Below are 14,952 nucleotides of genomic sequence, written 5' to 3' on the forward strand. Positions count from 1 at the left end.
GCCGGCCGGGACGGAGGACGCCGCATGCTGGATGTGCTCACGATCGGCCGGGTCGGGGTGGACATCTACCCGCTGCAGGTCGGCAGGCCGCTGGCCGAGGTGGAGACGTTCGGCAAGTTCCTCGGTGGCAGCCCCACCAACGTGGCCGTCGCGGCCAGCCGCCAGGGCCTGCGCGCCGGGGTCGTGACCCGCACCGGGGCCGACGCCTTCGCCGCGTACGTGCACCGGGCGCTGCGCGAGTTCGGGGTGGACGACAGCCAGGTGCAGCCCGTCGACGGGCTGCCCACGCCCGTCACGTTCTGCGAGATCTTCCCGCCCGACGACTTCCCGCTCTGGTTCTACCGCACCCCCACCGCGCCGGACCTCCAGATCCGCCCCGAGGAGCTGGACACCGACGCGATCGCCGCCGCCCGCGTCTTCTGGCTCACCGGCACCGGCCTGTGCCAGCAGCCGAGCCGGGCCGCGCACGCCGCCGCGCTGGCCGTCCGCGCCGGCCGCCCGCACACCGTGCTGGACCTGGACTACCGGCCGATGTTCTGGCCCGACGCCGCGGCCGCCACCGCCGCGATCGCCGAGGTGCTGCCGCGGGTCACGGTCACCGTGGGAAACCTCGACGAGGTGGAGGTGGCCGTCGGCACCCGCGACCCCGAGCGGGCGGCCGCGCTGCTGCTCGACCGGGGACCCCGGCTCGCCGTGGTGAAGCTCGGCCCCGGCGGGGTGCTGGCCCGCACCGCCACCGAGACCGTCCGGGTGCCACCCGTGCCGGTGCCGGTGGTCAACGGGCTCGGCGCCGGCGACGCGTTCGGCGGCGCGCTCTGCCTGGGGCTGCTGCGCGGCTGGCCGCTGCGGCGGACGCTGCGCTTCGCCAACGCCGCCGGCGCGATCGTGGCCTCCCGGCTGGCGTGCTCCGCGGCCATGCCGGACCAGGCCGAGACCCTGGCGTTGCTCCAGACCGTCGAGCCGGAACCGGCGTCGCGCACCGGCGCCGGGGGAGGAGAAGACCGGTGAGCACCGAGTACGACACGCTGACCCGCACCCGCGCCCACCGGCCACAGGCGATCGCCGAGGCGGCCGCACGCCGCGCCCGCCGGCAGTGGCCGGAGCCGGGACGACCGCTGTTCATCATCGCGGCCGACCATCCGGCCCGGGGTTCCCTCGCGGTCCGCGACCGGCCGATGGCCATGGCCGGGCGCGCCGAGCTGCTCGACCGGCTGCGCCTGGCACTGTCCCGCCCCGGCGTCGACGGCGTGCTCGGCACGCCCGACATCCTGGAGGACCTGCTGCTGCTCGGGGCGCTCGAGGATCGGCTGGCGATCGGGTCGATGAACCGGGGCGGCATCTCCGGCGCGACCTTCGAGCTGGACGACCGGTTCACGGCGTACGACGCCGACAGCATCGCCGCCATGCGCTACGACGGGGGCAAGATGCTCTGCCGCATCGACCCGGACGACCCCGGCACCGCGTCCACCCTCCAGGCGTGCGCGCGGGCGGTCACCGACCTCGCGGCGCACCGCACCGTGGCGCTCGTCGAGCCGCTGTGGGTGTCGCGTACCGACGGTCGGGTGCACACCGACCTGCGGCCCGAGGCCGTCATCAAGGGCGTCAGCGTCGGCCAGGCCCTCGGCGCCACCAGCGCGTACACCTGGTTGAAGCTGCCGGCGATCGACGACATGGAGCCGGTGCTGGCCGCGACCACCCTGCCCGTGCTGCTGCTCGGCGGCGACCCGGTGGAGGCGCCCGACGTCGTGTACGCGCGCTGGGAGCGGGCGCTGCGACTGCCCGGCGTACGCGGACTCGTGGTGGGCCGCGCGCTGCTCTACCCGCCGGACGACGACGTGGCCGCCGCCGTGGACCTCGCCGGCGCCCTGCTGCCCACCGGGCAGGACGCGTGAGGACCGCCGACGCGCACCTGCCCTGGGGCGGCACCGCCCGGGTGCCCTGGGCGCTCGAGGTCACCCCCGAGCGGGCCGGCTGGCGCTACGCCGGCCTGCGGGTGCTCACCCTGCCACCCGGCGGAACGGTCACCTTCGCCACCGACGCCGAGGAGATGCTGGTGCTGCCGCTGGCCGGCGCGGCGACCGTCCACTGCGACGGCGCGCGTTTCGCGCTGGCCGGCCGCCCGTCCGTCTTCGCCGCCGTCACCGACTTCGCCTACCTGCCCCGCGACGCCACCGTCACCGTCGAGGGGGAGGGCCGCTTCGCGCTGCCGTCGGCGCGGGCCACCCGCCGGCTGTCACCGCGCTACGGCGCGGCCCGCGACGTGCCCGTGGAGCTGCGCGGCGCCGGCCCCGCCAGCCGGCAGGTCAACAACTTCTGCGCCCCGGACGCCTTCGACTGCGACCGGCTGCTCGCCGTCGAGGTGCTCACCCCCGGCGGAAACTGGTCGTCGTACCCGCCGCACAAGCACGAGGAGGACCGCCGGCACGACGACGGCACGGCGGAGGCGGAACTCGAGGAGATCTACTACTTCGAGGTGGCGCGCGGGGTGCCCGGCGACCCGGCCGGCCCGGTCGGCTACCAGCGGGTCTACGGCACCGACCGCCGGCCGATCGACGTGCTCGCCGAGGTGCGCGCCGGGGACGTGGTCCTGGTCCCGTACGGCTACCACGGCCCGTCGATGGCCGCTCCCGGCTACGACCTGTACTACCTCAACGTGCTGGCCGGGCCCGGGTCGGCCCGGACGATGGCGTGCGTGGACGACCCGCGGCACGGCTGGATCCGGGAGAGCTGGACCGACCAGCCGGTCGACCCGCGGCTGCCGCTGGCCGGCCCGACGACCCGGGAGGCGGGATGCCCAGACTGACGGTGGCGCAGGCCGTGGTGACGTTCCTGGCGCGGCAGTGGTCCGAACGCGACGGTGCGCGGCGGCGGCTCGTCCCCGCCTGCTTCGGCATCTTCGGCCACGGCAACGTCGCCGGGATCGGCGAGGCGCTCGCCAGCACCGACGTGGACCTGCCGTACCACCTGTGCCGCACCGAGCAGGGCATGGTGCACACGGCCGCCGCGTACGCCCGGATGACCGACCGGTTGAGCACGCTGGCCTGCACCACCTCCATCGGGCCGGGCGCCACCAACCTGGTGACCGGCGCGGCCGGGGCGACGATCAACAAGCTGCCGGTGCTGCTGCTGCCCGGCGACATCTTCGCCACCCGCGTGGCCAACCCGGTGTTGCAGGAGCTGGAGGATCCCCGCTCGTACGACGTGAGCGTCACCGACGCGCTGCGACCGGTCTCCCGGTACTGGGACCGGATCAACCGCCCCGAGCAGCTCCCGGCGGCGCTGCTGGCCGCCATGCGGGTGCTCACCGATCCCGTGGAGACGGGCGCCGTCACCCTCGCGCTCCCGCAGGACGTGCAGGCCGAGGCGTACGACTGGCCCGACGAGCTGTTCGCCGACCGGGTGTGGCACGTGCCGCGGTCCCGCCCCGACGACGCGGCCGTGGCCCGGGCCGCCGGGCTCGTGACGGCGGCGCGCCGGCCGCTGCTGGTCGCCGGGGGTGGGGTGATCTACAGCGGGGCGTGTGACGCGCTGGGCGCCTTCGCCGAGGCGCACGGGGTGCCGGTGGCGCAGACGCAGGCGGGCACGGGCGCCCTGCCGTACGACCATCCCCTGGCGCTCGGGGCGATCGGCGTCAGCGGCACCACGGCGGCGAACGCGGTGGCCGCCGGCGCCGACGTGGTGATCGGGGTGGGCACCCGGTACAGCGACTTCACCACGGCCTCCGGCACGCTCTTCGGCGACGGCGCCCGATTCGTCAACCTGAACGTCACCGGTTTCGACGCCGCGAAGCTGTCCGGAGCGCAGGTGGTCGGCGACGCGCGGGAGAGCCTGGCGGCGCTCGACACCGCCTGCGCGGGGTGGGCGACGGAGCCGGCGTACCGCACCGAGATCGCGGGGCTGGCGCGGCGGTGGGCGGCCGTGGCCGAGGCGGCCCGGCGGTCGGCGCCGGACGCGCGGCCCAGCCAGACCGCCGTCATCGGCGCGGTCAACGACGCGGCCGGACCCCGCGACGTGGTGGTCTGCGCGGCCGGGTCGATGCCGGGCGACCTGCACCGCCTGTGGCGCGCCGTGGACCCGAAGAGTTACCACGTCGAGTACGGCTACTCCTGCATGGGCTACGAGATCGCCGGCGGGATCGGGGTGAAGCTGGCCGCGCCGGATCGCGAGGTCTTCGTGCTCGTCGGCGACGGCTCGTACCTCATGCTGCCCAGTGAGCTGGTCACCGCGGTCGCCGACGGGGTCAAGCTGATCGTGGTGCTCGTCGACAACCAGGGCTTCGCCTCCATCGGGCGGCTGTCCGAGAGCGTCGGCGCCCAGCGGCTCGGCACCGCCTACACCGACCGGTCCGGCGCCCGGCTGCCGGTCGACCTCGGCGCCAACGCCGCGAGTTTCGGCGCCGCGCTGATCCGGGCCGGCACCACGGCGGAGTTGCGCGACGCGCTGGCGGCCGCGCGGGCCGCCGCGCACACGACAGTCATCCACGTGGAGACCGACCGCCTCGAGGCCGGCCCGGAGGGCGGCGCGTGGTGGGACGTCCCGGTCGCCGAGGTGTCCACCACCGACGCGGCGCGTTCCGCCCGCGCCGGGTACGAGGCCGGCCGCAAGACCCGGCGCAACCACCTGGGCCCGGTCTGACCTCGCGGCCGCCGTCTCCGGCCCGCCGCGGGGGCGTTGCTCTGGGCCGTGGTCGGCGTGCTCGGCGACGGCCTGGGGCTGGCCGCGTGGGTCGGTGTCGGGGCGACCGTGACCACGGATCCTCGAGGACGACGGCGCCGCGCACCGTTGACGCGACCGGTCGACGAGGGGATCTGGCCGCTCGGCCGGCGCAACGTGACCGGGCGGCTGACGGTGTCGTCAGAGGATTGACAGACGACATTGCGGCGCTGAGGATGATCCCAGTTCACCGACCGCCACCGCACGATCACCAACCAGTGATGCTGCGCACTTCGGCGATGCCGCGGCGTCCACCCGGCGGTCAGGCCCACCACCTGTCCCTCTTCACCGTGTCGTGTGCCCGGTTGCCGCAACGACCGCACCCGACCCACCGGATGGAGCCGCGTACCCCGGGCGTGCCCCTCGGCCATTCCCGTCGGCCTGCCGGCCGGCCACGCCAGAAGGGCAGATCTACCCATGCCGAACCCCCTGTCCCCCGGGTGGCGACGTCGCCTCCCCGTTCCGACCGCGCTGGCCGCCGCCACAGCCGTCATGTTGCTGGTCAGCCCCGCGACCGCGACCACGCCGGTCGCCCCGCCCGCCGATACCGGCCCGATCGCCGGTGAGCAGGCGGACGTCGTCCAGGTGTTGCTCGACGGCACCGCCGAGCTGGACGCGCTGGTCGCCACCGGCGTCGACCTCGATCACCACGTCGAACGCACGGAGAGCGGCGTGGTGGCGCACGCCGTCGTGACGCCCAGCGAGGCGCGGCGGCTCGCCGCCGCCGGGTTCACCCTCGGCGAGGTCCTCTACCGGCCCGCGGACGCGCGGGCCCGCGTCGCGGAGCGCGACGCGACCATCGCCGAGCACGCCGCGGAGAACCGGGAGTTCGCGGCCGCCGCGGCCGACCCGACCGCACCCGACGTCTCAGACGTCAAGATCATCCGGGCGGACTACTACACCTCGGGCACCAGCCAGATCCTTTCGGTCGAGGCCAAGTGGGCGCAGGGCCAGACCGCGGCCAACACGCTCACCGTGGAGCGGGACAGCGGGCCCGGCACCGCCATCGGCTCCGGCGGCACGCAGACCATCTCCCGCTTCGTCGACGCCGGCGTGTACCTCTACCACCGGGGCGCCGCGACGGTGACCAGCCGTCCCGAGTACGTCCGGATCACCAGCCCCACCGGTGACGTGGCGGTCGCCAAGGTGCGGGAGTGGCTGCCCACCCCGGAGACAAGCCCCGAGGGCCCGGGCTACCAGAAGGACTTCGTGACCAGCTACCTGACCCCGACGGAGCTGTACGCGCGCATCCACGAGCTCGCCGCCCAGTTCCCCGACCTGGCCGAGATCGTCGAGCTGCCGTACAAGACCAACGGCTACCGGCGGCACGCGCAGGCGGTGCTGGGCACCGCCAACGCGAGCCGCGTCGCCGTGGACTCGCTGGCCTGGGGGCACGAGGGCGGCAACGGCATCTCCGTCGAGCTGGTCAACCCCGGCGCCGGCAACGCCGCGCTCGGAGTGAGCGTCAGCGGCACGCACATCCGGGTCAACCTCGCCACCGACGGCGCGGGCACGGTGACGAGCACCGCCGCCCAGGTCGTCGCCGCGCTGAACAGCGGGGCCGGGTCGCTCGTGCGGGCGTACACCTACCGCGGCAGCACCGGCACCGGCGTCGTGGCGCCGGCGGCCCGGACCCAGCTGACCGACGACCTGAGCGCACCGGCCACGGTCTCCCGCGACCCGCACCCCGTGTACGCCATCCGGATCGGCAAGCACCGCGACGGGTCCAAGCCGGGCGTGCTCGCGTACGCCCAGGAGCACGCGCGGGAATGGGTGCCGCCGCTGGTGACCATCGAGACCGCCGAGCGGTTGCTGCGCAACTACGGGCACGACGGTCGGACCAGGCAGCTGCTCAACAACCTCGACATCTGGATCGCCCCGTCGATCAACCCGGACGGCGGCCACTACTCGTTCTACGACTTCAACTCCCAGCGCAAGAACATGACCAACCACTGCCCGCTGACCGGGGCCGCAGACTTCCTCGGTCGCGACTCCTGGGGCGTGGACAACAACCGCAACTACACCGAGTACAGCCTCTTCGACGGCTACTCGGGCGCCTCGTCGAGCTGCACGAGCGGCACGTACGCCGGGCCGAGCGAGCTGTCGGAACCGGAGAACAGGAACCTCGACTGGCTGGCGTCCCGCCCGAACATCAAGTTCTCGATGAACCTGCACTCCTCCGGCAACTACTTCATGTGGTCGCCGGGGGCGTACGCCCTGCCGGACCGCACGTCGGCGCCGCGGCCGACCCTGGCCCAGGAGTCGTTCTTCTGGGGCGCCTCGTCGCGGATCCTCACCGCGATCAAGCAGCACCGGAACATGGCCGTCACGCCGGCCCGTACCGGCCCGATCTCCGACGTCCTCTACTCGGCGGCGGGCAACTCCGGCGACATGCTCTGGTACAAGTACGGCATCTACGCCTGGAACTTCGAGGTCGGCACGTCCTTCCAACCGGACTGGGAGGAGGCGCACGCCGAGACGATGGAGTTCTCCAACGGTCTCGTGGAGCTGATGCGGGTCGCCCGTGACTTCGACACCGACCGTCAACGGCCCACGAGCACGCTCGCCGTGGCGCCCAGCTCGACCGCGGGCATGGTGAACGTGACCTTCGACGTCTCGGAGCCGGCGTCGGTGTTCTACACCCTCGACGGTGCCGCGCCGACGTACGAGTCGACCCTCTACGGCTCGGCCGGGGTGCGGGAGGGCGGCGAGACGCTGACCGTTCCCGTCGGCACCACGGTCAACTGGTTCGCCGTCGACGCGGCCGGCAACGTCGAGAAGAACTACCGGCCGGACGGCAACGGCAAGAACTACCGCAAGGGCACGGCGGTCCTCCCGACGAGCTGACGCCATCTCCTGTTCGACGGCCGCGGCGCCTCCTCCGGCGCCGCGGCCGTCGGCCGCCTGGGCCCTGACCAGCGACGACTTCCCTCCGGCCGCCGACCGCCGATCCGCACGGGGGGTGGTGCGGCCTCACGCCCGGTGACCGCTTCGCCTACGCGATGGCCATACCGGGGACGCCTCCGGCGGACTAGCGTGAGATCAACTTCGCGACCCGGCCGGCTGGCCGGGTCTGTCCAACAGGGAGCGACATGCTCAGGAAATCGCGATGGCTGTTGGCCATCGCCGTCACGGCCGCAACTCTCGGGGCCGTGCCGGGCGGGCCGGCGCTGGCCGATCCCAGCGGCCCGGCGTCCACGGGCGCGACCGGCGCCCCGGCCGGCGGGGAGACGCACACGGTCACGCTGCTCACCGGCGACGTGGTGACGGTGCGCAGCGCCGGGAAGGGGTGCCCGCAGGCGTCGGTGCAGCCGAGCCGGTCGGACGCCGTGTTCCACCAGTCGTGCGGCCCGGACGGACACCTGCACGTCGTACCGGCCAGCGTGGCGTCGCGGATCGGTTCGGTGCTCGACCCGGACCTGTTCGACGTGACCGCGCTGATCGCCGACGGGTACGACGACGAGAAGACGACGTCCCTACCGGTGATCGTGCAGCCCGCCACGAAGGCGGCCCGGGTGGCCGCCCTGGACGGCGTGGTCGACCTGCCGATCATCGACGCGGTGGCGGGTCACGTGCCGAAGAAGAGCGAGGCCGCCGCCAAACTGGCCACCAACTCGCTGCTCGCCGGCGCGAAGAAGGTGTGGCTGGACCGCAAGGTGCGCGCCACCGGGCTACCTGCCGCCGCGCCCCGCACCACCGGCCCGACCGGCACGGGGACGGCCGGGGCCGACAAGGGCTCCCGCGGTGACCTCGACTGGAACCTCACCCAGATCTCCGCGCCGGACGCGTGGAAGGCCGGCTACACCGGCAGGGGCGTCCGGGTCGCCGTGCTCGACAGCGGCGCGGACTTCACCCACCCCGACATCGCCGGACGGGTCGTCGAGAAGGCCGACTTCACGGTGGACGGCGGGGACGCCGTGGACCGCTTCGGCCACGGTACGCACGTCGCGTCGACGATCGCCGGAACGGGCGCGGCGGCGGACGGACAGCGCCGCGGTGTGGCGCCGGACGCGCGCCTCGTGATCGGCAAGGTTCTTGACGACAACGGGTTCGGCGACGACTCGCAGATCATCCGGGCGGTCGAGTGGGCCGCCGAGCGGGCCGACGTCGTCAACATGAGCCTCGGCGGCGAGGCGCCGGACGACGGCAACGACCCGCTGGCGCTGGCCGTCGACCAGGCCAGCCGCGAGCACGGGGCGCTGTTCGTCATCTCCTCCGGCAACAGCGGTGGCGCGCCGTCCGCGCCCGGCTCGGCCGCCTCCGCCCTGACCGTGGGCGCCGTGGACCGCAACGGCCGGCTCGCCGACTTCTCCAGCCGGGGACCGCTGGTGGGCAGCAACGTGGCGAAGCCGGAGCTAACGGCGCCCGGCGTGGATGTCGTGGCCGGCCGGGCGGCGGGGACGAACCTCCAGGACCCGATCGACCGGTACTACGAGGGCATGTCGGGCACGTCGATGGCCGCCCCGCACGTGGCGGGCGCCGCCGCGCTGCTGGTCCAGCGGCACCCGGACTGGAACGCCGACCGGCTCAAGGCGGCCCTCGTCGGCGCCGCCGACCCCATGACCGGCGTCGACCCGTACGCCGTGGGTGCCGGCCGGCTCAACGCCGCCCGCGCCCTGTCCGGTCCGGTCGGCGACCAGCCCGTGGTCAACCTGGGCACGTTCGCGTACCCGCAGTCCGGGACCGCCGAGACGGATCTGACCTGGACCGGCGACACCACCCCGGCCACGGTCACCCTCGACCTCGACGTCACGGTCGTCAACCACGACGGCACCGTCGCCCGGCGCGGCGCCGTCAGCCTCAGCTCGAGCACGGTGCGGGTCAAGCGTGGCTCCACGGCGGGCACCACGCTGCGGATCAACCGGGCGGCGCTCGCGGCGCGGCCCGGCTACTACATGGCCACCGTGACGGCCCGCGCCGCGGGGCACCGCGCGGTCACCACCACGCCGGTCGCGTTCTACGTCGAGCCGCGCAGCTTCGACCTGACCGTGCAGACGAAGCCGATGACCGGCGCACCGGAGGGCGCAGAAACCTGGGTCGGCATCGCGGTGACCAACCTCGACGACCCGTACATCTCCGCGGGCGGCGGGTTCGGCCAGGCGGGCGAGACGGTGACGGTGCGGGTGGCAGCGGGTCGGTACGCGGTGAGCGCCGGGTACAGCTCCTACGACCCGCTCACCGACGCGCAGGCGGGCGTGTACGTCGCCGAGACGGACATCCCGATCAGCGGTGCGCGCAGCATCACGCTCGACCCGGCGACCGCCCGACCCGTGACGGCGACCGTCGACGGGGCACCCACCACGCCGATCCTCACCTCGTTCGTCCTCCAGCAGACCACGAAGAACGGCCTGTCCTGGTGGAACAGCGTCACCGGCCTCGGTGACGGCGCGAAGGTCTCGGTGTCGGCGCTGCGCGAGCCCGGTATCGGATCGCTGCGGGCGTACGCCGCCTTCTATCTCCAGTCGCCGCAGGGCGTGGCGGACCCCTACAGCTACGACCTGGCCCACGAGTACGCCGGCGGCGTTCCGGCCGACCCGTCGTACCGGGTGAGCAAGGCCGAGCAGGCCCGCCTGGCGCGCGTCGACGAGCGGTTCAACCAGGTGGACTCGCCGGAGATGTTCACCTCGCTGCGGCGTTACATGTTCGCGCCCGACGGGCTGTACCTCACGCAGCTGCGCACGTTCGGCCTGCCGACCAACCGCAGGTCCTACCTGTCGCCGGGCTTCCTCTACATGGACGAGGCTGTCTACGGGGGCCTGCCGGCCCAGGAGCAGATGCGCAGCTACGAGGCCGGTAGCCGGCAGAGCCGGATCTGGGCGCGGCAGCCGCTGCACTCCGACTGGGTCGACGGGATCGTGACCACGGGCGACGCGATCCCGTGCGCCACGGCGCCGTCGCGGACGCGGGGCAACCTGCACCTCGACATGGTGATGCTCACCGATCAGCACGGGCGCGCGGACTGCCTCCAGGGCGGGTCGATCGGCATCAATCGGAAGCTGTCGGTCTACCGGAACGGCACGCTGGTCGAGGAGCAGGACGCGTCGCGGGCCGACGTCACGGTGCCGCAGCAGGCCGCGGACTATCGGGTGACCCTCGACGTCGAGACGGGCCTCGTGCTGCCCGTCTCGACGAAGGTCAGCACCGCGTGGACGTTCCGCTCGGTGGGCCCGACCGGGACCGGAAGTGTGCCGTTGCCGCTGCTCGCGGTCGACTACGCGCTGCCGATGGACGCCGCCAACCACGTGACCGGTGGCAGCGGCGAGTTCACGGTGCGGCAGGCCCGCGGCGTGCCGGCGCAGAAGGTGACCTCGTTCCAGGTCTGGACGTCCACCGACGACGGTGCCACCTGGAAGGCGGCCCCCGTCACGCGTGACGGTTCGAGCTACCGGGCCGACCTGCCCACGGTCACCGACGGGCAGGCCGTCTCCCTGCGCGTGAAGGCCGACGGCAGCGCCGGCAGCGGGATCGACCAGACCGTGATCCGGGCGTACAAGGCCGGCTGATCGTCGAGGAACGGATGCGGCCCCGGCACGACGTGCCGGGGCCGCGACCGTTCCCGGCACGCGGCGTGGAGGTGCTCGCACGAAGGCCGACCGGGCGGGCGCCCCGCCCGTCGCGCCGGTCACGCAGCGCGACGGACGGCCCGGAGGCCACCACCCTCGTGCGGATCCTTTGCTCTGCACCCACCGATGCACCAGTCACGCTCCGCGAGGGCAGCGGCCCCCGTCGACGCCGCTGCCCGCGCAGGAGTTCCCAGGTCGGCCCGGTGGTGCGTATGAGGGTGCAGAGCAAGGATCCGGGTTGGCGTACGGGAGGGTCGTGCCTGCGACGACGTACCGTGACGGTCCGTCCGTGACCCCCGGTGACGGCCCGGCGCGGGGACGGGACCGCCCTCATACGACAGACGTAGGAGACGAACGCGATCACCTCCCGCACCTGTCCGATGACCCGTCGGAATCGGATTCCTAGGGTTCGGTGCATCTGCCGCACCGGCGGCCGACCGTCCCCACCCCGGGACGGCCGGATCACGGCCCGGTGCCGGACCAGGGGAGGAGCACATGCGAACCACGAGGAGCTGGTGGCGAGCATCGGTGGTGGTCGTGACGGCCGCCGTCGTGGGCCTGCCGGCGGCCGTCGCGACCGCGCAGCCGGCCGCCGACCGTCTCAAGCCGGTCATCAGGAACGGAGTCACCCAACCGGTGTTCGGGTACGCCGACGCGATCCGCGAGCGCGTATTCGTCACCTCCGACGTCGACACCGACGGCGACGGCGCCCGCGACGTCGTCTCCATGGACATCATCCGGCCCAAGGCCAGCGACAAGGGGCTGCGGGTACCGGTGATCATGGACGCCAGCCCGTACTACTCGACGGTGTGCCGCGGCAACGAGAGCGAGTGCAAGCAGGACGCCGACGGCGACGGCCTCAACGACAAGTGGCCCCTGTTCTACGACAACTACTTCGTGCCGCGCGGCTACGCCGTGATCCTGCTCGACATGATCGGCACGAACAACTCGACCGGCTGCCCGGTCACCGGCGGCCGAGCCGACAACATCAGCGCGCCGACCGCCATCGACTGGCTCAACGGCCGCCGCTCCGGCCGGAACGCCGCGGGCCAGCGGGTCGTCGCCGACTGGCACAACGGCAAGACCGGCATGATCGGCAAGTCGTACGACGGAACGCTCGCCAACGCGGCGGCCGCCACCGGCGTCAAGGGGCTCACCACGATCGTGCCCATCTCGGCGATCTCGAGCTGGTACGACTACTCGCGGAGCAACGGCCTGGTGACCCGAGGCAACAACTACTCGGGCAGCCTCTCCAACACCGTCACCAACCCCGACCGCCGCGACTACTGCGCCCCGGTACGCGCCCAGTTGGGCGTGGACAGCGACGACGTCACCGGCGACTACAACGCCTTCTGGGCGGAGCGGGACTACGTGCCGCACGCCGACCGGGTGCGCGCCAGCGTCTTCGTGGTGCACGGCATCAACGACGACAACGTCCGGCCGGACCACTTCAGCAAGGGGTGGAACGCCCTGGCGAAGGAGGGCGTGGCGCGCAAGCTCTGGATGACCGGCACCGGCCACGTCGACCCGTTCGACTTCCGGCGCGGCGAGTGGGTCGACACCCTGCACCGCTGGTTCGACTACTGGCTGCACGGCGTCAAGAACGGGATCATGTCCGAGCCCCGCGTCGACATCGAGCGGGCGCCGGACGTCTGGGAGACCCACCGGGACTGGCCCATCCCCGGCACCCGGTCGACCGAGGTGTTCCTGCGGCCCGGCGCCGAGGGCGCGGCCGGCGCGCTGTCGGTCCGCCCGTCGCACGGCAGCGAGTCCCGGACGTTCCAGGACACCCCCTCGATGAGCCAGACCAACGCGATCCGGCACCCGTCGGACCCGCAGGCCAACACGGCCAACCGGCTGGTGTTCCTCTCCGGGGCGCTGCGGAAGCCGCTGCACATCTCGGGCACGCCCGTCGTGAAGATCAAGGCCTCGGTGAACGGCGAGGACACGAGCTTCGCGGGCCTGCTCGTGGACTACGGCACCAAGGAGCGGTTCGGCACGGCCGGCGACGGCATCCGGACGCTGACCGAGGAGGACTGCTGGGGCGAGGGCGCCACCTGGGGCGGCTACGCCGAGGACGCCTGCTACCGGGAGACCGCCAAGAACGTGGTCACCGAGCCGCAGGCGCTGGTCACCAAGGGCATCCGGGACGGGCTGAACCTCCGGTCGCTCAGCCGGTCGACCCCGCTCGTGCCGGGTAGGAAGAACGCCGTCGACGTGCCGCTGCTCCCCGAGGACTACGTCTTCGACGCGGGCCACCAGATCGGTGTCGTCCTGCTCGGCTCGTACTCCGGCTACAGCAGCCGGGCCAAGCAGAACCAGGCCGAGATCACCGTCCACTTCGACAGCAGCCGGATCGAGCTGCCGGTGGTCGGCGGTCGCTCGGCCGCCCAGGCGGCCGGCCTGTAACGACAGGTCTGCCCGACGGCGACGGCGGGCGGGGTGACGATTCGCCCCGCCCGCCGTCGCCCTTTCGCGGGCACCGTCGCGATGCCCGCCTCTGCTACAGTCGCGCTCCGCCATGATCGGGGAAGAGGGACGCAGCATGACTGGCACGGGGGCCGAACCTGGTGACAGCGCGACGCCGGAGCCCGCACCGGCCCCGGGCGAGACAGCGCCGTCGGCTGCCACGCCACCGTCGCCGTCCACCCCTTCGCAGGCCGGCGCCCAGCCGCGTAGCGAGTGGGCCGCCCCGTCGACGAGAACCACGTCGACCCCGACCGACGGTCCGCCCTCTGCGTACGCGCCTCTGGAGGCCCCGCTGCCGGCCGGGCCGCCTGCCGCCTTTCCGCCGTTCGGGCCGCAGCCGCCGTCGAGCCCACCTCCCACGCCGGCCCAGCCGGGCCACAACCGCACCGGCGTCATCGCCGCCGTGGCCGCTGGCGCGGTGCTGCTGGCGGCCTGCGTCGGCGTGGGCGGCGGCTTCCTTCTGGGCCGTTCCACGAAGACCGCGGCGTCCAGCCCGACGCCTACGGCGTCCGCGGCGCGGGCCGTGCCCACGGCGAGCAGCAGCCGGACGGCGACGGTGGAGCCGGACGCCAGCGAGCAGCCGGTGCAGCAGGGACCGGAGGCCAGCGCGTACGCGGCGACGGAGATCCAGGACCTGAACCGGGTGTGCGACGAGAACGTCTACTACCCGCAGTCACCCAAGCGTGCCGGCAAGGCGCCGCATCCGGTGGTGCTGCTCGTGGCGAGCCAGCCGGGCATCCGCTTCCAGAACGGCACCTACTACTACTCCCAGGGCCTGTCCGACCGGGTCGAGCGGACCTGGGCGTCGGAGGATCCGCGGAACGTGCAGATGGTCGCCTGCCTGGACCGGGTCAGCACCGGCTCAACGATCCGCCGCTGCAAGTACGACGACCCGAAACCTGACACGGCGACGCTCGTTCGGACGGGTTGGCGCCTGCGCGTGTACGAGGTGGCGACCGGCCGCAAGCTCCTCGAGAAGTCGATGCCGGGCGACGACCACGCCTGTCCCTTGGTCGTCATGGTTTACGCCGACAAGAAGATCTACGCCGAGGTCAGCGACAAGGCCCTTCTCGCGGCCCTGCGCAAGCTCGTGACCACATGACGGACCGTGGTCGTGCTCCGGCGAGAGCGGCGCTGCTCAGCACCCCGACCCCGTCGTGGGGACGCGTTCATGCACGATCCTCCCTGCCGGGTGATCGCCGCGAGT

General features: G+C 73.4%; 8 protein-coding genes. All 8 read left to right on the forward strand.

The features are described from left to right. Positions 1-24: 24 nt before the first annotated feature. A complete protein-coding gene (gene iolC, locus ACSNOA_RS14205; protein ID WP_436658561.1) occupies positions 25-1,008 on the forward strand; it encodes a 5-dehydro-2-deoxygluconokinase in 984 nt (327 codons plus the stop codon). Further along, entirely contained in the window at positions 1,005-1,892 is an 888-nt protein-coding gene (locus ACSNOA_RS14210) for a Cgl0159 family (beta/alpha)8-fold protein (RefSeq protein WP_436658562.1), read from the forward strand. The genes iolC and ACSNOA_RS14210 overlap by 4 nt, the downstream gene beginning before the upstream one ends. Beyond that, complete coding sequence (gene iolB / locus ACSNOA_RS14215) at positions 1,889-2,803, forward strand: 5-deoxy-glucuronate isomerase (protein WP_436658564.1); 915 nt, start codon at positions 1,889-1,891, stop codon at positions 2,801-2,803. The genes ACSNOA_RS14210 and iolB overlap by 4 nt, the downstream gene beginning before the upstream one ends. After that, positions 2,791-4,635: a 3D-(3,5/4)-trihydroxycyclohexane-1,2-dione acylhydrolase (decyclizing) gene (gene iolD / locus ACSNOA_RS14220; protein ID WP_436658566.1), complete on the forward strand. Its 1,845-nt coding sequence runs from the start codon at positions 2,791-2,793 to the stop codon at positions 4,633-4,635. The genes iolB and iolD overlap by 13 nt, the downstream gene beginning before the upstream one ends. A 495-nt stretch (positions 4,636-5,130) precedes the next feature. After that, positions 5,131-7,560 carry a M14 family zinc carboxypeptidase gene (locus tag ACSNOA_RS14225; protein WP_436658568.1) on the forward strand — a complete coding sequence of 810 codons (2,430 nt, stop codon included), beginning with the start codon at positions 5,131-5,133 and terminating at the stop codon, positions 7,558-7,560. 245 nt (positions 7,561-7,805) lie between these two features. Further along, positions 7,806-11,216 (forward strand): S8 family serine peptidase, encoded by a 3,411-nt coding sequence (locus tag ACSNOA_RS14230; RefSeq protein WP_436658570.1) that lies wholly within the window; start codon positions 7,806-7,808, stop codon positions 11,214-11,216. A gap of 555 nt (positions 11,217-11,771) precedes the next feature. Continuing rightward, the gene (locus ACSNOA_RS14235) at positions 11,772-13,685 is read left to right on the forward strand and encodes a Xaa-Pro dipeptidyl-peptidase (RefSeq protein WP_436658572.1); all 1,914 of its coding nucleotides are present in this window, start codon (positions 11,772-11,774) and stop codon (positions 13,683-13,685) included. 463 nt (positions 13,686-14,148) lie between these two features. Further along, positions 14,149-14,847 carry a hypothetical protein gene (locus tag ACSNOA_RS14240; RefSeq protein ID WP_436658574.1) on the forward strand — a complete coding sequence of 233 codons (699 nt, stop codon included), beginning with the start codon at positions 14,149-14,151 and terminating at the stop codon, positions 14,845-14,847. Positions 14,848-14,952 lie beyond the last annotated feature (105 nt).

This window comes from Micromonospora sp. URMC 103 (assembly GCF_051386435.1).
In the GTDB taxonomy this organism is placed as follows: Bacteria; Actinomycetota; Actinomycetes; order Mycobacteriales; family Micromonosporaceae; genus Micromonospora.